Below are 22,077 nucleotides of genomic sequence, written 5' to 3' on the forward strand. Positions count from 1 at the left end.
GACGAATGGACACCATCGTTTGGACCGTCGTGCTCATGGCCGCCGTCGGCCTCGTCGGCTCGGTGCTGCTGCTGATCGTTTCGAAGAAGCTGGCCATCGGCGAGGACGAGCGCCTCACCTACCTCACGAGCATCCTGCCGGGCGTCAACTGCGGCGCATGCGGATATCCTGGCTGCGAGCAATACGCCAAGGCGATGCTCGCCGGCGCGCCGCCCAACGCCTGCACGTCCGGCGGCAACCGCGTCGCCGACGAGCTGGCCGCGTTTCTGGGCGTCGAGTCCACGGGCGTGGTGCAGCGCGAGGCGTTCATCGCATGCCAAGGATCGCTCGACCACATCGACCCGCACCTCGTGTTCAAGGGCGTGCCCAGCTGCCGCGTGTTCAGCACGCTGTCGTACAGCAGCCTGTCGTGCCCGTTCGGCTGCCTCGGGTTCGGCGACTGCGCGCAGGCGTGCCCGTTCGACGCCATCATCGTGGAGAACGGCGTGGCGCGCATCGACACGGCCGCCTGCACCGGTTGCGGCACGTGCACGAACATCTGCCCGCGCGGCATCATCTCGCTGGTGGATCAGGCTTCCTCCCCCGTCGCGTCCGTGGTGACGTGCAAGAACACCATGCCGGGCGCGAAGACGCGCAAGGTGTGCAGCGTGGGCTGCATCGGCTGCCAAAAGTGCGCGAGAGCGTGCCCCACCCAGTCCATCACCGTGGAGAACAACCTCGCGCGCATCGACGCGGCCACGTGCATCGGCTGCGGAACCTGCGTCGAGACGTGCCCGACCCATGCCATCGCCAAGCTCGTGTTCCGGTGATACGATGACGCGATGCCCATGACGTCCCTCCTGCGACAGAGCCGCACCGTCCGCTCGTCCCGCCCCCTCGGGGCCGGACGAGCGTTTCGCGTGGTGATTGCGTGCGCACTCGTCGGCGCGGTGGGCGCGGGGCTGGCCGGCTGCGCGGCGGGCGGCGGCGAAGCCGACGGGGCGGGCGCGCATGCAGCGACGGCCACGCGCGCGTTCACGGCCATGGACACCGGCATGACCCTCACCGTGCACGCCGCCGACCAGGCCGCGGCCGACGAGGCGGCGGACGCTTGCCAGCAGCGCGTGCGCGAACTGGATACGCTGTTGGCGCCCGACGGGGATGGCAGCGAGCTTGCGCGCGCGAACGCCGCGGGCGGCGCGGCGGTGGCCGTGTCCGCATCGGTCGGCGCGCTCGTCGAAGCGGCGCTCGACGCGGCGCGCGAGACGGGCGGCGCGTTCGACCCCACGGTGTACCCGCTGACGGACGCCTGGGGATTCACCGACGGCGCGCATCGCGTGCCCTCCCCCGAGGAGATCGCGACGCTGCGTGCGCGCGTGGGCTACGCCGCCGTGCAGGTGGACGGGGCGGCGGGCACGCTCACGCTGGACGGCGGCGCGCAGATCGACGTCGGCGGCGTGGCCAAGGGCTTCGCTGCCGACGAGCTGTCCGCGCTGCTGCGCGAACGCGGCGTGGCATCGGCGCTGTTCGACCTCGGCGGCAACGTGACCGCCTTCGGCGCGAAGCCCGACGGCAGCCCCTGGAAGGTGGGCATCGCCGACCCGAGCGCCCCCGACCAGCTGGCGGGCACGCTCGCGGTGCAGGACGTCACCGTGTCCACGTCGGGCGCCTACCAGCGCTTCTTCGACGAGGGCGGCACGCGCTACCATCACCTGCTCGACCCCGCCACCGGCTACCCCGCCGCCTCCGACCTCGCATCCGTGAGTGTGATCGGCCCGAACGGGACGCGCTGCGACGCGCTTTCCACCGCGTGCTACGTGCTGGGGGCGGACGGCGCGCTCGACCTGTGGCGCGCGGCGAGCGGCGAGGACGCGTTCGAGCTCGTGCTGATCGCGAACGACGGAAGCGTGCGCGTCACCGAGGGCATCGCCGCGTCGTTCTCCCCTGCCGCGGAATACGCCGACCGCGTGAGCGTCGAGGAGCGGCCATGAAGCGCCGAGCGAGAAAAGCCGAGCTGCTGTTCATCGCCGCCGTGCTGGCCGTGGCCCTCGGCGGGTTCGCGCTGGCGCATGCCGTCGGCGATGGCGACCCCGAAGGCCATGCCGTGGCCACCATCGCGCGCGACGGCGCGCTGATCGACACCATCGACCTCGACGCCGTGGACGAGCCCTACACGTTGCGGCTCGACGACGAGCGCGGCGTGAACGTGGTGGCGGTGGAGCCGGGACGCATCCGCGTCGTCGAAGCCGACTGCCCCGACGAGGTGTGCGTGCACACGGGCTGGATCGACAGCGCCGCCACGCCCATCGCATGCGTGCCGCACGGGCTGACCATCACCGTCGCGCGCGAAGGGGGTGCCTCCGATGGCCTCGACGCCGTGGCGCGCTAGCACCGCGTCCTCCACGAGCCTGCGCGTCTGCCGCTGCGCGCTGCTGGCGGCGCTCGCCCTGGCGCTGACCGCGCTCGAATCGCTCATTCCCGTGCCGGTTCCCGTTCCGGGCATGAAGCTGGGCATCGCGAACATCGTGACGGTGGCGGCCGCGTTCTGGTTGGGGCCCGTCGACGCGGCGGTGGTGCTGGGCGTGCGCATCGTGCTGGCGGCGTTCCTCACCGGGCAGCTGGCCACGCTGCCGTTCAGCCTGGCGGGCGGCGCCTGCGCACTGGCGGTGACGCTCGCCTTCGTCCGTTTCTCCTCGATGGAGCGCGTGCGGCTCTGCGCCATGGCGGCCGCCGTGGCGCACAACATCGGGCAGATCGCCGTTGCCATCGTGGTTACCGGCACGCCCGAAATCGCATTCTACCTGCCTGTTCTTCTGATGGTGGGCGTGGGTGCGGGCTTTCTCACGGGCACGGTCGCACAGGCGGTGCTCGAGCGGCTCCCGCACTCGAGCGCGGTGCCCGTCCGCGCCCGGCCGGGTGCGGGCCCAACCGTATCCGCAGCATGCGAGCCGCCTACCGAGCGGCCGCGCCGAGCATGACGGTTCGCCTACCGCTGACCTTGAACCCGTCGATCGGGCGGTGCGGGATGCTATGATTTGCGCAGTAATAGTATTGCATATCAATAAGTTTCGATCGGTTCAAACGGCATGAAAGGACGGCTCATGGGCATCTACGTCATCACCGGCGCCTCGAGCGGCATCGGCGCGAAGACGGCCGAAATCCTGCGCGAGCACGGCCACGAAGTGGTGAACATCGACCTCAACGGCGGCGACATCAACGCCAACCTTGCCACGAAGGAAGGACGAGCGGGCGCCATCGCCGAGCTGCACGAGCGGTTCCCCGACGGCATCGACGCCATGATCTGCAACGCGGGCGTGTCGGGCGGCAAAGTGCCCATATCGCTCATCATCTCGCTCAACTACTTCGGCGCCACCGAGATGGCGCGCGGCGTGTTCGACCTGCTGGAGAAGAAGGGCGGCAGCTGCGTGGTCACCTCGTCGAACTCCATCGCCCAGGGCGCGGCGCGCATGGACGTGGCCGGCATGCTGAACAACCATGCCGACGAGGACCGCATCCTCGAGCTGGTGAAGAACGTCGATCCCGCCATCGGCCACGTGTATTACGCGTCGACGAAGTATGCGCTGGCCCGCTGGGTGCGGCGCATGAGCCCCGACTGGGGTTCGCGCGGCGTGCGCCTGAACGCGATCGCGCCGGGCAACGTGCGCACCGCCATGACGTCCAACATGCTGCCCGAGCAGCGCGCCGCCATGGAGGCCATCCCCGTTCCCACCCACTACGGCGAAGAGCCGCTCATGGACCCCATCGAGATCGCGAACGCCATGGCGTTCATCGCCAGTCCCGAGGCCAGCGGCATCAACGGCGTGGTCCTGTTCGTGGACGGCGGCACCGACGCCCTGCTCAATTCCGAGAAAGTCTACTAGGAGGCGACCATGGTCATCAATGATTTCGTTTCTGCCATGCAGGGCAAGGACCACGAAGCGCTGGCCGCCTGCTTCGCCGAGGAGTGTCGGTTGTTCGACTACTGCCCCTCCATCGTGAAGCGCCAGAACTCGTTTCTGTACGGCCGCAACGCCATCGAGATGTTCTACCACAACAAGTTCACGTTCGGCGGCTTCGGCATGCTCGATCCGCGCGTGGTGAACGAGCGCACGGTGAACTTCTACGCCGACTACAACGGCACCATCATCCACGCCCTCGCCCAGATCGAGAACTGCACCGACGGTTCGTGCAGCCTCGACGACAGCCTGATCCAGGAACTGGTGATTCGGCCCGCGTAGGCAAACAACGCGCTGGGAAACGGTGATTGAACGCTCGCGTTTTCCGGAATAGCACTGCATTTGGTCAGGTCCCGCACGCCATCCGTGCGGGACCTGATTCCTTTGCGGGCATCAGAGCGAGGGCGTTGGGTTCGCAAGCGCGTTGGGCCGCGTGCGCGTTTCGCGGCAGAAATTTTCGGTTTAGGCACAAATTTTCCCGGAAGCGAACAATCCGACCAGGCATTATGCGGAAAATCCTCAGCCGCCAAGCGAAAAACGAGCCGCAACTGCGCCCAAACCGTAAATTTCTGCCGCGAAACGCGCACGAAGAGATCGAGGAACTGCGGGTGCAGGCTCACGAGCACGTCGTCCACCATGAGGCCCCTCCAAACGATAACGCCCGAAGCGCGGCCCTAAAGCTCAGGGCAGGGTCCCGCGTTCGCAACGCGAGCCCCTGCCCGCCTGCCGTGTTAGCGCGGCGATTGCTGCTTGCCGAACGCCATCCTCGACGATTGGCGGATCGGCGGCTTCACCGACACGGAGGCGTCGGAGACGCCCGGTTCGAGCTCTTCTGGGACGCTAGGACCCTGACGTTCAACCCCAAGACCATTGCCTACCGCCAACGGTTCTTCGATACGCATATGAACGCGACAAGATGGACGAGGAGAAGCTCCGACTCGTCGCAGCGTGCGAGGTTTCCGGGTAGGCGGAATGCCGCGCCACTCGGAATTCCTTATGGGTTGCACACGGAGCAGGCGCCGTAACCCTGGGCAAGGGCGTCGGAGCGCGATATCGGGATCTTGCTCTTCTTCAGGTACCGGCATCCTCCGCTGTGGTACTTCTCGCCCGTGTTGGTGATGTACACGGTGTCTCCCCCGCCGCCTGCGCTCGCTGCTGCTGCGGCGGCAGCTGCGGCTTCCTGCTCGGCAGCGGCTGCTGCGGCGGCTTCTTCTTCAGCGGCTGCGGCTGCGGCGGCCTCGGCAGCGGCAGCCTCTTCTGCAGCCCGCTGCTCCGCTTCCTCTTGCGCCGCCTTCTCCGCCTTCGCTTTCTCCATCGCCTCGACGTCTTGCGCCACTTTGATGCGTACCGTATGGTCCTTGGAGCCGTCGAAGGAGCAGGTGGCGCGCTCAGCTTTGAACAGCACGTCCCCCGCCGCCAACGACGTCGCATCCACCTCGAAGGCGTACGACCCCGCCGGATACGCGAGCACGTACGTCTTGCCGACGGCAGCCTCGCGCGCATCGCTCACCTTCGTGCCGTCTTCCTGCGTTCCGGTCACGCGCACCTTCACGGACGCGGGCACCTCGCCTTCGCCGCCCGCCTCCACCACGAAGCTCAGCTCGTGCTCCTCAGGTTCCGCGGCCGCCTTCGGCTCCTGCTGTTCAGGTGCGGGGTCGGGAGGCTGCTGCACGTCCGCATGGTTGCCCCCGGACGCCGCGCCGCCGGCCATGATCACGATGCCGAGCAAGACCGAGCACGCACCCATCGCAAGCGTCGCCCTCGGCGCAGCGAGCTTGAGCGAGCCCGCGTCTGACGAGCTCTTGCGATCGTGCAGGAACAACCCGAACGACCCGATGCCGCATGCCACGCCCAGCAGCGCAAACGAACCCGTGAAACACAGCAGCAAGCCGACGACGGCCAACGCCAGCGGCAGCCACGGCCGCAGCTGCGCGGCAGGCTTCTTCTCGGACGGGAAAGCGACGATGCCGCCCTCGAACGAGCCGGGTTGGTACGGCTCGCTTGAGGCGGCAATCGGAACGGTCGATGCCGGCTCGTCGGCGATCGCAGGCGCATCGCCGACCGACGCCGCCGGCTTCTCGCCTTCGGCGGAGCGGCCCGCCTCGGTCAGGCGAACCTTTCCGTTCGTCGGATACTCGATCAGCCCTTCGTGATGAAGCTCCGATCGAGCCTTCTCGAAGCGGTTGGAAAAGAGCGCCGTGGCGCTGCCGCCAATGCGGTACGTTCGCTGTTTGGGCGAAAGGCCCAGTCGCTTCGCCGTCTCGCGCTCGAACGATTCGAGCGACCGCGCACGCCCGCTTGCAAGCGCCTCGAGCGCCGCCGGCTTGATAGCCTCGACATCGGGAATGCTCGCACGCGACAATTCTTCCGAATCCCCCATATTCATCATCCCTCTCGCCGCACCGAGCGTCGGCCCCTTCGCGTCTGAGCGCGCCCGTCCGATTCAACTGATTCAACTGATTCAACTGATTCAACTAGCAGTTCATTCTAGCAAACTCACGGCTCGATGATGATCTTTTTGGTGAGGTATTGAGAGATCGGGGCTCATGCTTCGCGCAGCGCTACCTCGATGCGGAGGCGGTCGCCTTCGAGAACGGCCGCCACGGCAGCGCCCATGGCGGCAGCCAGCTGGGCGACGATGGCCAGCCCTAAGCCGGCGCCGCCGCTCGACCGAGAGGCCTCCCCCTGGTAGAAGCGCTCGAATAGGCGATCGACATCGAGCGCGTCCTGATTCGCCACGCGGTTCTCAACCGAGATGCGCGCGCCGCGCTGCACGATGGACGGCGCCGCCGTGCCGTGGCGCAACGCGTTCGCCACCAGGTTGCGTACGATCCGCGCGAGCGCCTCGGCATCGGCCAGCGCAAGCGCCTCCTCGTCGAGGACCACGCTCGGCGCCCAGCCGCGTTCGCGGAACTGCGGATACAGGCTTGCGAGCACGTCGCCCACCACGTCGGCGGGCCGCAGCGGCTCGCACGCCGCTTCGAACGACGGGTCGTGCACCTGCGCGAACGAGAACAGATCGTCCAGCATCACCCGCACGTCGTCCAATCGGTGGGCGGCGGCGCTCAGAAAGCGCGCCTTTTCGGCCGGATCCCCCTCGCCGTCCACCAGCTGCAGGTAGCCCTGAGCTCCGGCGAGCGGCGTGCGGATGTCGTGCGACAGGCAGGTGAGCCCCGCCTGGAACGCCTGGTTCGCCTGCTGCGCGGCGATGCGCTCATCCTGCAGCTCGTCGAGCTCGGCGTTCACCCCACGCGCCAGCGACAGCATGCCGCGCGTGCGCACGCCGGTCGTCATCCGGGCGCTTCCGGCGGGTTCGCGCTGGTCGAGGAAGCGCGCCATGCGGCGCAGCTCCCGCTCGTAGCGGAAGGCGACGACAAACGCCCCCGCCGCTGCCGCCGCAACGGCCACGATGGCCAGCACGAACCCGTCCATGACCTACACGTCCTTTCGAGCGCACACGCGCAACGCCACCGCCACGCACGCCGCGAGCACGACACCGGACGAGACGAGGATGTGCCCCACGTCGCCCGGCGACGCCAGCAGCGCCCGGCCGCCCTGCGCGAGCAGCACGCAGCTGCCGTACGGAAGCCACTCCGCTGCGCGAGCGAGGGGCTCCCATGCCACGGAGGTGCTCGCGAGCAGTGTGACGACGATGCCCACACCCCTGCTCCGCGTCAGCCAGGTTGCCGTCGCGGCCAGCATCCCGTACGTCCAGAGGATCAGCAGCAGCAACCCGTACCAGACGGCAAATTCCACGACCGAGTCCGCATGGGCGTACGTGAACCCTGCCGCCATGAGAGCGATCCCGAACGTCACGATGCCGAACATCGAGAGCGCCGCCGAGAGCAGGATGACGAACGCGATTTTCCCACGGTAGTAGTCTAAGCGATCCCGGCGCGACAGGGGCAGGCTCCTGACAAAGCCACTTGAGAAATCGAGCGCGAAGAACTGGGCGACCACCACGGAGACGAGGATGACCATCGTCCATATCCACAGACCGGACTGAGTCTGCGTGAAGCTTTCGAACTCCTTGCCGTTTTGGATCGCCATCGGCGAGGGGCCGCTCCCGCCCACGCCAAGGCCGGGCGTGGCCGCCGTGCTCATCATATACACCGAAAACGCCACCACGGCGAGGACGATGCCGAGCGTTACGTACAGCGTCTTGCTCTTGATCAGGCGGTACACGTCCATGTGCAGGTACTTAAGCATGGGTATCGCCCCCTCCCATGAGTTCGAGGAAGTAGTCCTCCAAATCACGCTCGTGGACGCGCAGCTCGTACACCGGGATGTTGTTCGCAGCCAAGAACGCGCCAATCATGGCCGCGTCGAGCACCGCGCGCTCCCTCGCCGCGTCCTGCAAGCGCAACGTCCCTTCCGGAAGCATCGTGCAGACGACGTTCGGGTACGTCTCGGCCAGCAACGCCAGCGTACGCTCCGGCTCGGCCGTGCGCACGACGAGGTAGTCGCCGCATGCCTGAGCCACCTCGTCCGCCGTCATCTCGCATACCATCCGGCCCGCGTTGATCACGCCGTAGCGCGTGGCGATGCGCCCCAGCTGGTCCAGCACGTGCGAGCTCACCACCACGGTGACGCCACGTTGCTCGTTCAAGCGGATGATAAGGTTGCGCACCTCGCGCACGCCATCAGGGTCGAGCCCGTTCATCGGCTCGTCCAGCAGCAGTACGTCGGGCGAGCCCAGCATCGCCAGCGCCAATCCGAGGCGCTGCTTCATGCCCATCGAGTAGTCCTCCATGCGCTTCCTACCCGCGTCGCTCAATCCGACGATGCTCAGCAGCTGCTCGATCTCCGCCTTGCCATCGACGAGCCCCAGCGCGATGGCCTTGCAGCGCATGTTCTCGAACGCGGACATGTTGGGGTACAGCCCCGGGCTTTCCACCAGCGCGCCGATGCGGACGGCCTCGCCGTGCTCGACGTTGCCCGTCGGGTCGACGGCCAGACGGTCGAACAGCCGCACCTCGCCCGCCGTCGGGCGGATCATGCCGCAGATCATCTTCATCGTCGTGGATTTGCCCTCGCCGTTTCGCCCGACGAAGCCGTAGATGTCGCCTTGCTCGACGTGCATGTTCAGCCCGCCGACGACCTTGCGCCTGAGATAGACTTTGCTCAGACCCCGTGTTTCAATAGCCAGCATGCGAATCTCCTTCCTGCAGGCTTTCCGTGATGGCCGCCTAGCCCTTCAGAACCTGAGGGCTTTCGCACACGGCCCACAAGGCCGCTTAGCTCAAACCCTCAGAACCTTCAGGCCTATGCGACTCACCACGGAAAGCCTGCGTGGTGAACCTTCTGCCGTCCACGATACGGAGAAGAGGTTTGGGAACCTTCCCGAAAACGTTAAGAAAGTTGTAAGAATAGGCGCGGCGGGCACCCAGACGGCGGATGCGAAATCCTCCGACTCGAAGAGCGCGCTCATTCGGCCAGCTTGAAGCCGATGCCCCACACCGTCTCGATCTCGCCTGCGGAGCCGACGGCGCGCAGCTTGCCGCGGATGTTGCTGACATGCACGTTGATGGCCTTCTCCTCGACGGCGCTCTCCTCGTTCCAGGCGATCTCGAACAGCTCGCGCTTCGCGAACACCTTGCGCGGGCGGCGCACGAGCGCCTCGACGATGTTGAACTCGAGGCGCGTGAGGCGCACCTGCTCGCCGCGCACCGTCAGCGTGCGAGCGTCGACGTCGACCTTCCAGTCTTTGTAGAGCAGAGGAGCCGTGGCATTCGGTTCGACCGCACGGGCGGCAGTCGAAGACGCCGTGGGCGCGGGCGCGCGACGGGCCTGGGCGTGGCGCAGCTGCACCTGCACGCGAGCCAGCAGCTCGTCGAGATCGAACGGCTTGGCAAGGTAGTCGTCGGCGCCCAGATCGAGCAAGGCCACCTTGTCGGCAGCAGTCGTGCGCGCCGACATCACGATGACGGGCACGTCGATGCTCGCGCGCACGAGCCGCACGACGTCCTCGCCCGCCAAACCGGGCAGCATGAGATCGGTGATAACGAGGTCGAACGGCTGGCCGCTGTCCAGCAGCAGCCGCCCCTCGCTGCCCGAGAACGCCTGCGTGCACGCGAAGCCGTTGCGGCGCAGATTCACCGCCACCACCTCGTTGATGGCGGCGTCGTCCTCGATGACCAAAATGGATGCAGGTTCGCTCATGGGGGTATTGTACCGCATATTCCCCGAATATCTCCCTTTAAATACGAACATTCGTTTGATATACTGATTGCAGCACAAGCGAGATGCCGCGGGCTCACACCAGAGACGAGCGGCGTCCCGCTTCTTTCGTTTTCACCGCATGCTTCTCTTCCGTTCGCCTCTCCGTCGGCGTTTTTGAAACCTTTACGAGAAAGGAAGGGCGGAGCTATGTCCGAAACCGCAAAGCAGGAGGAAAGCCGGCTCGATAAGCTGTAATTCTTCGAGGGGCGCGAAATCAGATCGGTACGGGTCGAAGACGGGGAGGAGTGGTACTTCTCGATCGTCGACGTGGTGTCGGTGCTGACGGAGAGCAAGAATCCGCGCAACTACTGGAACAAGCTCAAGGCGCGTCTGCGTGAAGAGGGAAGTCAGATGTACACGGAGTGTGTACAACTGAAAATGCAGTCGGCGAAAGACGGCAAGCACTACCGAACCGACGCCGGCACCGCCGAGCAGATCCTGCGCTTCGTCCAGTCCATCCCCTCGCCCAAGGCGGAGCCGTTCAAGCTCTGGCTCGCGCAGGTCGGCAAAGAGCGCGTCGACGAGGTGTTCGACCCCGAGCTCGCCATCGAACGCGCCATCGAGTACTACCGCCGCAAAGGCTACACCGAGGATTGGATCAGCCAACGCCTGTTCTCCATCCGCGTGAGGAAAAGCCTCACGTTCGAGTGGCGCGAGCGCGGGGTGAAGGCGAACTCCGAGTACGCCATCCTGACGAACGACATCTATCGCGCCTGGTCGGACATGACCGCCCGCCAGTACAAAACCCATAAGGGGCTGACGAACGAGAGCCTGCGCGACAACATGAGCGATCTGGAACTGGCGCTCAGCACGCTTGCGGAAGCGACGACCGCCGAAATCGAGCGCGCCGTCGACCCCGCCAGCCTGCCCGAGCACCGCGAGGTCGCGCGCTCGGGCGGCGAGGTCGCGGGCGTCGCCCGCAAGGCCGCCGAGAAGAAGATCGGCGGCCCCGTGATCACGTCCGCCACCGCGCCTGACTTCGGCCGCCTCATCAGGAAGGTGATCGAAGTCCAGGCAATCGACAGCACGGCCGACGAAGCCGAGCGGACGCGAGAGCGCCCCGCCGGGACCGAGGTCCGGGCGGGGCGCCTGGTGAAGCTTGCTGCGACGATGCGAGGTCGCGGCCTTACGCCGTGATGACCGTGCCCGTCTTGCCCTCGAGGCCCGCGGCGGCGCACTCGAGGCTCGTGATGAGCGCCTTGCCCTCGGGGAACGCGCGCACGTACTCGATGCACGCCTCCACCTTCGGGAGCATGGAGCCGGGGGCGAACTGGCCCTGGGCGATGTACTCCTCGGCCTCGGCGACCGTCATGGTGCTGATCTCGGCCTGGTCGGGCTTGCCGAAGTTGACGCACACCTTCTCGACGGCCGTGAGGATGACGAGCATGTCGGCGCCGAAGTCGGCCGCGAGCTTGGCCGAGGAGCGGTCCTTGTCGATGACGGCGGGGACGCCGACGTAGCCGTCCTCCGTCTCGAACACCGGCACGCCGCCGCCGCCCGTGGACACCACGATGTAGCCGTCGTCCATGAGGTCCTTCACGGCGTCGAACTCGACGATGCGCACGGGCTTGGGCGAGGCCACCACCTGGCGCCAGCCGCGGCCGGCGTCCTCCTTGAACGTCCAGCCGGTCTCCTCGGCCTTGGCCTTGGCCTCCTCCTCGGTGAGGAAGGCGCCGACGGGCTTGGTGGGGTTCTGGAACGCCGGGTCGTCCGGGTCCACGACCGTCTGGGTCACGACGCAGGCCGTGGAGCGCATGATGCCGCGCTCCTTCATGTCGTTGAGGATGGCCTGGGACAGCTGGTAGCCGATGTAGCCCTGGCTCATGGCGCCGGCCTCGGGGAACGGCATCTCCGGGGTCTTGCCGTCGTGCTGGGACGCGTAGGCGAACGCGTTGTTGATCATGCCGACCTGCGGGCCGTTGCCGTGGGAGACCACGACGTTGGTGCCCTCGCCCACCATGTCCACGATGTGCTTGGCCGTGTTCTTCACGAGCGCCAGCTGCTCCTGGGGCGTGTTGCCCAGGGCGTTGCCGCCGAGCGCGATGACGACGCTGGGGCCTTCTCCTTTTTGATAGGGCATAAAATCCTCCTTCAGTGGAAAACGGAGGGGACGGGAATGAGACGATTACCCCGTCCCTTTGTCTCAAAAACGGAGCGGCCCCTGGCGAAAAGGACCGCTCCGTGGCCCGCCGTCCCCCGCCTGTGCGCACCGGTTGCTCAGGGGACGGCCGGGCCGTCTGGAAAATGCAGGGTTGCTTGGCTGGCGCTACTTGCCGGCGGGCTCCTGCTGGGTGATGCAGTGGATGTTGCCGCCGCCGAAGACCACCTGGTCGGTCTTCACGCCCACGGCCTTGTACGCGCCCTCGCCCCACGCCTCGTCGAACGCGGCCTGGATCTGCTGCACGGCCAGCGCGTCGTTCTCGTCGCCGTACTGCGGCACGATGACGCCGCCGTTGACGATGAGGAAGTTCATGTAGGAGGCGATCAGCGGCTCGTCGGCGACGCGTGGCTCGGCGTACTCCTCCGTGTCGATGGAATCGCAAGACGCCTGGTCCATGTACAGCGGATTCACCGGCATGCAGAGCTTCGTCACCTCGAGCTTGCGGCCCTTGGCGTCCGTCGCGTTCGACAGCGTCTCGTAGGCGGCATGGCATTCGTTGTAGAACGGGTAGTCCGGGTCGTCCGACCAGATGCACAGCACCTTGCCGGGCGCGACGATCTGGGCGACGTCGTCGATGTGGCCGTTCGTCTCCTCGGGATCGATGCCGTCCTTGACCCAGATGACCTTCTCGACGCCCAGGTAGCTCTTGAGCTGCTCGTCGCAGTACGCGCGCAGCTCTTCGGACCAAGGCTCGTAGTCCGTCACCGACGCGTTGCGGCCGGGATCGAGCAGGCACATGTCGGTGGTGATGACCGTGCCCTCGCCGTCGACGTGGATGGAGCCGCCCTCGAGGATGAAGCTCTCGGGACGATAGCGGCGGCAGCCGCTCATCTCAGCCATCTTGAGCGCGATCTGCTCGTCCTTGTCCCACGGGAAGTACAGGCCGTTCTCGAAGCCGCCGTAGGCGTTGAAGTGCCAATGCACGGCGCGCTTGTCGCCCTCGTCGTTGACGACCCAGGTGGCGCCGGTATCGCGCACCCACGCGTCGTCGGTGGTCATCTCGATGACGGTGACGTTCTCGTCGTCCTCGAACACGGCCTTGGCGTTGGCGTAGTCGGCCTGGTTCACGCACATCGTGACGGGCTCGAACTCGGCGATGGCGCGGGCGACGTCGGCGTACTGCTTCTGGGCCGGCTTCGCGCCCCAGGCCCACGTGTCGGTGCGGTGCGGCCACGCCATCCAGATGCGGGTCTGCGGCTCGAACTCGCCGGGCATGCGGTAGCCGTCTGCCTTCGGGGTGGACACGTTCTCGTGAATCGTCTTCATAATGCACACCTTTCTGTTTTGGTTTGCAGTACTTGCTTTCAAGCGTTGCTTGCGGTTGCTTCGGTTGCTATGCGACCGGTACGGGCTCGGCTTCCGCATCGCCCTTCGCTTCTTCGGCCTCGGCATTCTCGCCAACCTCTTCAGCGGCCTCCTCGGCCAAACGCTCGGCGGCCAGGGCGGGGGTCAGGCCCTTGTACTCTTCGGTGCGACCGCGCTTCGACCAGATGCGCACCACTTCGCCGAGCACCACGAACACGATCACGCCGATGAGCATGGGGATCTTCGAGAGCTCTTCCTCCGTGCCGTTGAGCGGCACGATGGTGGCGATGATGGCAAGCACGAGCTCGATGGCGGGGATGGCCAGCATGACGTACATGAGCTTGCCCTTGAAGGGGAACGTGAACACGCGCTTGCGGTTCGGGTCCACCTTGCGCAGCTTCAGGAACGCCGGGAACATCGGGATGTAGCTGATCAGCAGGAACACAACGTTCATGGAGAACAGCATCCAGAAGATGCCCTCGGAGATGGCCGGGATCGGGATCAGCTGCAGCATGAGGGCGAGCGATGCCACCACGCCGTTGACGATGGCCGCGCCGGTGGGCATCTCCGTCTTCGCGTTCTCATGCGAGAACACCTTGGGCATGTTGCCGTGCTTGGCGGCGTAGTCGGCCACGAAGTTCACGCCGAACGACCAGGAGGCCATGTTCGCGAACAGGGTGACGAGGAAGATGATGCAGATGAGCATGAAGATCGGGGACGCCTCGCCCACCATGGTCATCACGGCGTAGATCATGCCGAAGTCCGGGTCGATCTGGTCGGCCGGGATGGCCGCGCCGATGCCGAACGAGCAGAACAGGTAGATGGCGCCGATGGCCAGGCCGCCCAGCACGATGGCCTTGGGGATGTCGCGCGAGGGGTTCTTCATAGCGCCGGCGAAGGTGCAGATGACCTCGAAGCCCATGAAGTTGAACAGGATGATGGACAGGTACGTCAGCGCGTTGGTGTTGGTGAGGTCGGGCATGAACGTGGCCGGCGACATGTCGCTGGCGAAACCGTTGTTCACGGCGTACCAGATGCCGAGGCCGCCCACGGACACCGCGATGAGCACCTTGAGGACGGCGCCGCCGTTGAGGATCCAGGCGGAGTCGGACACCTTCGAGAAGCTCATGAACACGACGATCCACACGAAGGCCAGCTCGATGAGCAGGACGGGCGCCAGTTCGAACTCGACGCCGAACACCATTCCCAGGATGTCGGGGAACAGCGTGGCCAGAGACGCGATCCACAGCGGGAAGTTGATCCAGTAGTACCACGCCACGCGACTGCCCCAACGATCGCCGAAGGCCTCGCGGATCCAATCGTACAGGCCGCCGTCGGAATCGTAGGTGGTTCCCAGCTCGGCCACCACCATGCCGTAGGGAAGCAGGAACGTGATGATGAGGAAGATCCACCAGAAGAACTGCTGGTTGCCGATGGCGGCAGCGGGAGCGGCGGCCTCGGCCACGAACACCACGCAGATCACGGAAAGAATGACGCTGATGAATGAGAACTTCTTGACTTTATTACCCATTGGTCTCCCCTTCCAGGGGGTCAGCCCCACCGGGTCGCGTCAGCTGACGTCGCGGGCCCGGCCCGGTGGAGCGCTCGGTCAATGGCATGCAAGGGGACGGTCGCCTTGCATGCCATTCGCAGTACGTGCTACTTGCCGATCTTCGCCAGCACCGCGTTCATGCGGGCCTCGGCGGCGTCGGCGGCGGCGTCGTCCTCCGGCAGCTTGGGGCAGAGGTAGGCGAGGATCGCGCGGATGGAGTGCTTGCGGTTCTCGGCCTCGACCCAGCACAGGCTGCGCTCGGGATGGTCCATGACCTCGTCGACGACCTCCTCGCCGCGGGTGGCCGGCAGGCAGTGCAGGAACTTGGAGTCCGGGCCGGCGAAGTCCATCATGTCCATGGTCACCTGGTACTTGGGGTAGAAGACGTCCATGTAGCTCTCGCCGCCCTCCTCCTCGTCGTAGAGGCCGTACCACACGTCGGTGTAGACGAAGTCGGCGCCCTTGATGCACTCGACGTCGTCGGAGACGGTGACCGTGCCGCCGGAGACCTTGCAGTTCTCCTCGGCGATGGCCATGATGTCGACGGTCTTGTCCACCACGAGGCCGCCGTCGGTCACCTGATGGCCCTTGGGGCCGAAGTGCACGAAGTCCATGCCCATCTTCGAGGCGATGAACATGAGCGAGACGCACACCTGCGTGGCGTCGCCGACGAAGGCGAGCTTGCAGTCTTCGATCCTCTTGCCCTCGGGCATGTTCTCGATCATGGTCAGAAGGTCGCCGAGCTCCTGGGTGGGGTGGTTGTAGTCGGACATGCCGTTGATGACCGGCGCGGCGGAGTTCGCGGCCAGGCCCACCACGTCGGGGTGGCGGTTCACGCGGGCCATGAGGATGTCGACGAGCGAGCCCATGACGCGGGCGGTGTCCTCGAGGGTCTCGTGGCCGCCGAGCTGGATGGTGCCCGGGCCGAAGAACTGCGCGTGGCCGCCCAGGTCGGTCATGGCCGTCTCGAAGGAGATGCGGGTGCGGGTGGACACCTGCTGGAAGATCATGCCGAGCGTGCGGTTCTTCAGGATCAGCGGGTAGCGGCCGCCCTCCTTGATCATCGCCTTCATGGAGCGCGCCAGCTCGATCATGTCGAGCAGCTCTTCCTTGGTGAAGTCGTTGGTGTCGATGTAGTCCTTGACTGCCATGGTTCCTCCTAGTATGGAATCGGTGTCCGCGGCTTCCGGTTCGTCGGCCGCTTCTCATGGCGCCCACTATGCGGCCGGCACCTTCCGTTGTGAAGGAATAATGAAGATTATTTTCATGAAAAAGAATCTATAACCGAAATAATCCTTGGTAATCCACCTTCTGATCAGGTGTTATAATCTCGGTTTACAAAAGCACTACAACCCCGTTACGACTTCCTAAACCCACGAGGTAGAATGACCGCAAGAAGAACGGCCGACCCGCAAGCGGGAAAGCGAGGGGACTAAACCTTGGAGATTGCCTTCTACTTCTACACGATTCTCGTCATGCTCGTCTGCATCGCGGCGGGAACGATCTCCCTTTCCGCGTACTTCGTCTGCCGCAAGCGCAGCCACTTGTATATGGTGGCGTTCTTCCTGTTCTACTTTCTGGACCTGGCGCTCATCTTCCAGAACGAATACCTCGGCCAGAACACCGAATTCCCCCTCGAGGTGTTCTACACCATCGACCAACCGGCTCTGAGAATCTTCTTCGCGCTGGGCATCATCCAATCGCTGTGGCTCGTCGCGCTCGACTTCCTCGGCGAGAAGCGCCTCTGGTTGCGCATCGTGCCGGCCGTCGGCTTCGTCGTGCTGAGCGCCACCGTCATCATCGCCCTGCCCGAGGGCCAGTACAAACAATGGCTGTTCTACAGCATGCGCCAGATATTCCTGCTGTGGTGCCTCGCGTATGCGCTTCTGCGCTACCGCACCACGAAAAGCGAGATAGAGAAGACCAGAATGCGACGGCAGGAGCCTTTGTTCCTCATCACGCTCGTGTTGACGATGTGCATCATCCTCGAGGACACGTTCATGATGCTCGTATGGGATCCCGACCCCGCGTCAGCCACCATGCTCCCCCTCTATATATCAGAGCGCAACTTCTCCGAGAACTTCCTCATGCTGGCGTTCGCGTTCTTCAGCCTACGCGAAGCCGCCGCCACGCTGCGCCTGCGGTTCAAGGAGCCTCCAGTGTCCGAAAACCCGGTCGTGCGCCAGCAGATCGACGACCTGTTGCCCGCCTACAGCGAGCGTCACGGCATGACCGCCCGCGAGCGGGAGATCCTCGCCCTCGTGCTGCAGGGTAAGGATAACCAGAACATCGCGAGCGAGCTGCAGCTGGCCCTGGGCACGGTGAAAGCGCACGTGCACAACATCCTGAAGAAGACGGATCACGCGAGCCGCCAAGAGCTCACCCGCGACTTCTGGAAGGAATGAGACAGAGGGACGGGGGCAATGTCTCATCCGGCAGAATGAGACATTGCCCCCGTCCCTCTGTCTCATTCCCATGACGAGGAGGGCCCATGAACGAGGTTTGGTTCTGCTACACCATGCTGTTCATCCTGATGTGCCTGTTTTCGGCCAGCATGTCGCTGTCGGCCTACTTCGTGTCGCACCGCACCACCTACCTGGGCGTCATGGCGTTCTTCATCGCTTTCTGCCTGGAAACGTCGCTCATCTTCCTGGACGAGTACTCGTATCTGAAACCCGAGACGCTCGCGGAGATCGTGACGTTCCCCTTCCTGCACCCGTGGATCAAGCTGGCGTTCTCCACGCTGTTCATCGTCAGCGTGTGGTGGGTGGTGCTGGAGTACGTCGAGCGTCGCAGCTGGGCGCGCATCGCCGTCCCCTGCTGCGCGTGCGTGCTCGTGCAAGCCGTCGTCGTGGTGACGGTGCAGGACTCTCGGCTGAGCCAGTGGATCTTCTACGGCACGCGCGATCTGTGCGTGGCGGCCGCGCTGGCCTACGGGTTCTGGTCGTATCGTCGAGGCGCCGACGAGGCGCTGCGACAGCACCTGCTGCGCATGAGGAAGCCGTTTCTCGTGTTCGCCGTGATGATAGCGCTCGTGTTCACGGAGGATTCCGTCATGATGTACTACCTTGCGCCGCAGATCACCGACCTGTCCTTCACGTACCACCTCAGCGAGCGCAACATGTGCGAGAACGTCGCCGTCATCTTCTGCGCCGTGCTGGCCATCCGTTCGGCGGCCGACACCCTGTCCATCCGCTTCCACGAGCCGCCTACCGCCGCCACCACGAAGGTGCAGCAGCGCGCCCACACCCAGCTGGCGCGCTTCGCCGACCGCCACGCGCTCACGCCGCGCGAACGCGACGTGCTGGCCCTGCTGCTGGAAGGCAAAGACAACCAGAACATCGCGAGCGCGCTCACGCTGTCGCTCGGCACGGTGAAGGCGCACGTGCACAACATCTACCGCAAGGCGAACGTCAGCTCGCGCCAGCAGCTGCTGCAAAGCTTCTGGAAGGAAGACTGAGAATCTCCCCTGTTCGAAAGCGTGCTAACCCCTTCTAATCCCGAGGACGGGAAATCCAACCCCTTCTAAACTTTCCTCCGGCCGGACGTCGGGCGTATGGTCGTTTCCAGAGGGGCGGCTGCAAGGGAGCCGCCCGCATGCGAGGGCGGCCGCCCGGCCGCCCCGAGAAAGCGGCACCGCCGCTTCAACCGGATTGGGAAAGGAGGGCAGCGCTGATGGCAGAAGATGCAACCGCCGTGGCGGTCAACGACGAGGACCGCGAGCTCGCCACGAAACCCGTGCACGGCCTGTTCGTCAAGTACTCGCTCATCACGCTCATCGGCATGGCCGCGCAGGCCGTCATGGTTATCTTGGAGGGGGTGATCATCGGCAACGGCCTGGGATCGTTCGGCCTGGCCGTCGTGGGCATCATCATGCCGCTCGAGCTGCTGAACCTGGCGCTGGGCGGATCGCTGGGCATGGGCGTAGCCACCGTGGCGGGCAACCGCCTGGGAGCGGGCGACGCAGCGGGCGCGCGCAAGGCGTTCTCGCAGGGCTTCTGGCTGTCCACCTACCTGATCCTCGCCATCTCGGTGCTCATCTTCATCTTCGCGCCGCAGATCGCCCTCATGCTGGGCGCCACGCCCGACCTCGTCGACGGCGTGGTCACGTTCATGCGCATCTTCGTGTGCTTCTACCCGTTCTGCATCCTCGGCCAGATGATGTCGTCGGTGCTGCGCGTGGACGAGAAGCCGGCGCTGGCAACCGCCGCCATGTTCGGCTCGGCCGTGCTGGCCATCGTGTGGCTGTACTGCTCCATCTTCCTGGCGAACATGGGCGTGGCCGGCGCCGCCGTGTACTACGGCACGTCCATCGGCTTGTGGTTCGTCGTGGTGTTCTACTTCATCTTCAGCAAGCACACGAACTTCAAGATCAAGCTGTCGGACATGAAGATCGAGGGCAAGCTGTGCCGCGAGATCCTCGTCATCGGCCTGCCCACCTTCCTCGTGCAGGCGGCCAGCCTCGTGTACACCACCGTCATCAACAACTACCTGGGCGTGCTGGGCGGCGACCTGGAGATTTCCGCGTTCGCCATCCTCAACGGATACCTCGTGTACATCCTCAACATGATGTGGCTGTGCTCCACCTACGGCGTGCAGCCCCTGGCCAGCGTCAACTTCGGCGCCAAGCGCCCCGACCGCCTGAGGACGCTCATCCGCGTGGCCGTGGTGGACACCGCCGGCGCCATCGCCGTGATCTCGGCGCTGTTCATCGTGTGCGCCGTCCCCATCTGCACCATCTTCTGCGGCAACGAGCCCGACCTCATCGCGCTGGCCGCCGCGAACGCCCTGCCGCTGTGCGCGCTGGCGTGCCTCGGAAGCGTGTCGAACGTGATGTCGGCGTACTTCCAGGCCGTGGACAAGGTGGTCGTCGCCACGGTGCTCGGCATGAGCCGCTATTTGATCTTCACCGTCCCCTGCATCATGATCATGTCCTCGTTCATGGGCATCACGGGCGTATGGTGGGCGCAGCCGGTGGCCGACGTGCTGTGCTTCGCGTTCACCATGGTGTTCGTGGTGCGCGAGCTGCGCCGCCTGAGCTCGCTGCGCGCCGAGACCGCACCCGATACGTCTGACCTCTCGCAGGAAGGAGCCGTCGCATGAAGCCGGCCGATCTGATTCTGAGCAGCACCCGCATCTTCACCGCCGAGCCGGGCGTCGACGCCACGATGGATGGCAGCATCGCCATCGAGAGCGGCCGCATCGTCTTCGTCGGCCCGCGCGAGGGGGCGTCCGCCTACGCAGGGCCCGCCACCCGGGAGGTCGACCTGGGCGACGCGTTCGTCTGCCCCGGCTTCCACGATTCCCACCTGCACTTCTTCCCCTCGGCGATGGACCGCTCGCCCTACGTGGTGTTCTGCGAGGGAACGTGTCCCGAGGATTGCGTCGAGGCGCTCAAGCAGGTGGAGGACGCCCGGCCGACCGACGAATTCATGCTGTCGTACGGCTGGTACCACCCGCTGTGGGACAACCCCGTGCTGCCGAGCAAGGACATCCTCGACGCCGCCTACCCCGACCGCCCCGTGTGCCTGCAGTCTGGCGACTCTCATACGCTGTGGACGAATTCGAAGGGGCTCGAGAAGTTCGGCATCACGAAAGACTCGGTGCCGCCCGCCGGCGGCATCTACCAAAAAGACGAGCACGGCGAGCTGACCGGCATCATCCAGGAGACCGCCGCCACGCAGCTCATCCCCACCATGCTGCAGTTCAGCGAGGAGGAGACGAACGCCGGCATCAAGCAGTTCCTGGCAGACCTCAACGCCGAGGGCATCACGAGCGTGTGCGACGTGTCGCTCTTGGCCGTGCCGGGCGGCGACTTCGTGCGCGACGACGTGTACCGCGGGCTCGCCGAGCGCGGCGAGCTGACGGTGCGCATCAACATGTTCCCCACCGCGCTCGAGGACCTCACCCGCGCCCGTGCGCTGCGCGACGAGTTCGCCGGCAACGACCTCTTGCGCTCGCCCGGCCTCAAGCAGTTCTTCGACGGCGTGTCGTCCACCCACACCGCCTGGCTCACCGAGCCGTATGCGAACGCGGCGTACGAGGGCGAATGCGGCGCGCCAGTCACCGACCCCGAGCGCATGCGCCGGATCGTGCTGGGCGCGGCCGAGGAGGGCTTCGCCGTACGCATCCACACCATCGGCGACCGCGCCATCCACGTGGCGCTCGACATCTTCGAGGAGGCGCGCGAGAAGTTCGGCCCCGTGACCGGCCAGAACGGGTTGGAGCACCTCGAGAACTTCCTGCCGGAGGACATCGCGCGGCTGGCCGAGCTCGACGTGTCGGCCAACTGCCAGCCGCCCCACACGGTGCTCGACCCGAACGGCATCGAGCGCGATCTGGGGCCCGAGCGAGCGCGATGGATGTGGCCGTATCGCAGCTACCTCGACGCGGGCGTGAAGTTCTCGTTCGGCACCGACTCGCCCGTGGTGGACATCAACTCGCGCGAGGTGATCTACGACGCCGTCACGCGCCAGAGCCCGGCCACCGGCGAGCCCGCGGGCGGCTGGCAGCCTCAGGAGAAGATCGACGCCGCCGACGCCGTGCGCGCCTACACGCTGGGCAGCGCCGTCGCCGCGGGGCGCGGCGACGAGGTCGGGTCGCTCGAGGTGGGCAAGCTGGCCGACCTCGCGGTGCTCGACACCGACCTCGTGACGTGCGCGCCGGAGGAGATCCTGCGAGCGAAGGTGCTGGCCACGTACCTGGGCGGCAAGAAGGTGTTCGGGGAGTAAGAACGCTTGGGACGCCTGGGGAGCCTGCCGAACGCGGGCACCTCAGGCGCACATTCGCCCCAAACACACGCCACAGGCCCCTTATGCGTGTGTTTGGGGCGAATGTGCGTTTGCGGGACCGAGCGGGCCCTCGAGCAACCAGCTAATCCCATATAATCCCGCGGGGCGGGG

Annotated in this window: 20 protein-coding genes; 11 read left to right on the plus strand and 9 right to left on the minus strand. The window is 65.7% G+C overall.

What is annotated here, in order from left to right; all coding sequences use genetic code 11:
• Nucleotides 1–5: 5 nt before the first annotated feature.
• From C1A15_RS14810 to C1A15_RS14835, 6 genes are all read left to right on the plus strand, one after another.
• Entirely contained in the window at nt 6–809 is an 804-nt protein-coding gene (locus C1A15_RS14810) for an RnfABCDGE type electron transport complex subunit B (RefSeq protein WP_101723278.1), read from the plus strand.
• 90 nt (nt 810–899) lie between these two features.
• On the plus strand, nt 900–1,970 hold the full coding sequence (locus tag C1A15_RS14815) for an FAD:protein FMN transferase (RefSeq protein ID WP_245865044.1): 1,071 nt from the start codon (nt 900–902) through the stop codon (nt 1,968–1,970).
• Nucleotides 1,967–2,368 carry a NusG domain II-containing protein gene (locus C1A15_RS14820; RefSeq protein ID WP_101723279.1) on the plus strand — a complete coding sequence of 134 codons (402 nt, stop codon included), beginning with the start codon at nt 1,967–1,969 and terminating at the stop codon, nt 2,366–2,368. The genes C1A15_RS14815 and C1A15_RS14820 overlap by 4 nt, the downstream gene beginning before the upstream one ends.
• Nucleotides 2,343–2,957 carry a Gx transporter family protein gene (locus C1A15_RS14825; RefSeq protein ID WP_101723280.1) on the plus strand — a complete coding sequence of 205 codons (615 nt, stop codon included), beginning with the start codon at nt 2,343–2,345 and terminating at the stop codon, nt 2,955–2,957. The genes C1A15_RS14820 and C1A15_RS14825 overlap by 26 nt, the downstream gene beginning before the upstream one ends.
• Nucleotides 2,958–3,080: 123 nt before the next feature.
• Entirely contained in the window at nt 3,081–3,860 is a 780-nt protein-coding gene (locus C1A15_RS14830) for an SDR family oxidoreductase (protein WP_101723281.1), read from the plus strand.
• Between the two features lie 9 nt (nt 3,861–3,869).
• Nucleotides 3,870–4,217 carry a hypothetical protein gene (locus C1A15_RS14835; RefSeq protein ID WP_101723282.1) on the plus strand — a complete coding sequence of 116 codons (348 nt, stop codon included), beginning with the start codon at nt 3,870–3,872 and terminating at the stop codon, nt 4,215–4,217.
• Nucleotides 4,218–4,929: 712 nt separating this feature from the next.
• Here C1A15_RS14835 and C1A15_RS14840 read toward each other — a convergent pair.
• From C1A15_RS14840 to C1A15_RS14860, 5 genes are all read right to left on the minus strand, one after another.
• Complete coding sequence (locus tag C1A15_RS14840; protein ID WP_180953116.1) at nt 4,930–6,315, minus strand: winged helix-turn-helix domain-containing protein; 1,386 nt, start codon at nt 6,313–6,315, stop codon at nt 4,930–4,932.
• Nucleotides 6,316–6,479: 164 nt separating this feature from the next.
• A complete protein-coding gene (locus C1A15_RS14845) occupies nt 6,480–7,367 on the minus strand; it encodes a sensor histidine kinase (protein ID WP_101723284.1) in 888 nt (295 codons plus the stop codon).
• Between the two features lie 3 nt (nt 7,368–7,370).
• The gene (locus C1A15_RS14850) at nt 7,371–8,144 is read right to left on the minus strand and encodes a hypothetical protein (protein WP_101723285.1); all 774 of its coding nucleotides are present in this window, start codon (nt 8,142–8,144) and stop codon (nt 7,371–7,373) included.
• Nucleotides 8,137–9,087 carry an ATP-binding cassette domain-containing protein gene (locus C1A15_RS14855; protein ID WP_101723286.1) on the minus strand — a complete coding sequence of 317 codons (951 nt, stop codon included), beginning with the start codon at nt 9,085–9,087 and terminating at the stop codon, nt 8,137–8,139. The genes C1A15_RS14850 and C1A15_RS14855 overlap by 8 nt, the downstream gene beginning before the upstream one ends.
• A 275-nt stretch (nt 9,088–9,362) precedes the next feature.
• Nucleotides 9,363–10,097 (minus strand): response regulator transcription factor, encoded by a 735-nt coding sequence (locus C1A15_RS14860; RefSeq protein WP_101723287.1) that lies wholly within the window; start codon nt 10,095–10,097, stop codon nt 9,363–9,365.
• Between the two features lie 273 nt (nt 10,098–10,370).
• Here C1A15_RS14860 and C1A15_RS14865 point away from each other — a divergent pair, with 273 nt between their 5' ends.
• Nucleotides 10,371–11,294 carry a BRO-N domain-containing protein gene (locus C1A15_RS14865; protein ID WP_245865102.1) on the plus strand — a complete coding sequence of 308 codons (924 nt, stop codon included), beginning with the start codon at nt 10,371–10,373 and terminating at the stop codon, nt 11,292–11,294.
• Here the strand turns inward: C1A15_RS14865 and arcC are convergent.
• The 4 genes from arcC to ptcA form a co-directional block, all read right to left on the minus strand.
• The gene (gene arcC, locus C1A15_RS14870) at nt 11,284–12,237 is read right to left on the minus strand and encodes a carbamate kinase (protein WP_101723288.1); all 954 of its coding nucleotides are present in this window, start codon (nt 12,235–12,237) and stop codon (nt 11,284–11,286) included. The genes C1A15_RS14865 and arcC overlap by 11 nt on opposite strands.
• A 186-nt stretch (nt 12,238–12,423) precedes the next feature.
• Nucleotides 12,424–13,584 carry an agmatine deiminase gene (gene aguA, locus C1A15_RS14875; protein ID WP_101723289.1) on the minus strand — a complete coding sequence of 387 codons (1,161 nt, stop codon included), beginning with the start codon at nt 13,582–13,584 and terminating at the stop codon, nt 12,424–12,426.
• Nucleotides 13,585–13,651: 67 nt separating this feature from the next.
• The gene (locus C1A15_RS14880; RefSeq protein ID WP_101723290.1) at nt 13,652–15,154 is read right to left on the minus strand and encodes an APC family permease; all 1,503 of its coding nucleotides are present in this window, start codon (nt 15,152–15,154) and stop codon (nt 13,652–13,654) included.
• 128 nt (nt 15,155–15,282) lie between these two features.
• Nucleotides 15,283–16,326 carry a putrescine carbamoyltransferase gene (gene ptcA, locus C1A15_RS14885; RefSeq protein ID WP_101723291.1) on the minus strand — a complete coding sequence of 348 codons (1,044 nt, stop codon included), beginning with the start codon at nt 16,324–16,326 and terminating at the stop codon, nt 15,283–15,285.
• A gap of 288 nt (nt 16,327–16,614) precedes the next feature.
• Here ptcA and C1A15_RS14890 point away from each other — a divergent pair, with 288 nt between their 5' ends.
• From C1A15_RS14890 to C1A15_RS14905, 4 genes are all read left to right on the plus strand, one after another.
• A complete protein-coding gene (locus tag C1A15_RS14890; RefSeq protein WP_101723292.1) occupies nt 16,615–17,580 on the plus strand; it encodes a helix-turn-helix domain-containing protein in 966 nt (321 codons plus the stop codon).
• 86 nt (nt 17,581–17,666) lie between these two features.
• Entirely contained in the window at nt 17,667–18,635 is a 969-nt protein-coding gene (locus C1A15_RS14895; protein WP_101723293.1) for a helix-turn-helix transcriptional regulator, read from the plus strand.
• Between the two features lie 215 nt (nt 18,636–18,850).
• Nucleotides 18,851–20,278, plus strand: coding sequence for an MATE family efflux transporter (locus C1A15_RS14900; RefSeq protein WP_101723294.1), 1,428 nt, complete (start codon nt 18,851–18,853; stop codon nt 20,276–20,278).
• Nucleotides 20,275–21,906, plus strand: coding sequence for an amidohydrolase (locus C1A15_RS14905; protein ID WP_101723295.1), 1,632 nt, complete (start codon nt 20,275–20,277; stop codon nt 21,904–21,906). The genes C1A15_RS14900 and C1A15_RS14905 overlap by 4 nt, the downstream gene beginning before the upstream one ends.
• Nucleotides 21,907–22,077 lie beyond the last annotated feature (171 nt).

The sequence above is a fragment of the Eggerthella timonensis genome (assembly GCF_900184265.1).
In the GTDB taxonomy this organism is placed as follows: Bacteria; Actinomycetota; Coriobacteriia; order Coriobacteriales; family Eggerthellaceae; genus Eggerthella; species Eggerthella timonensis.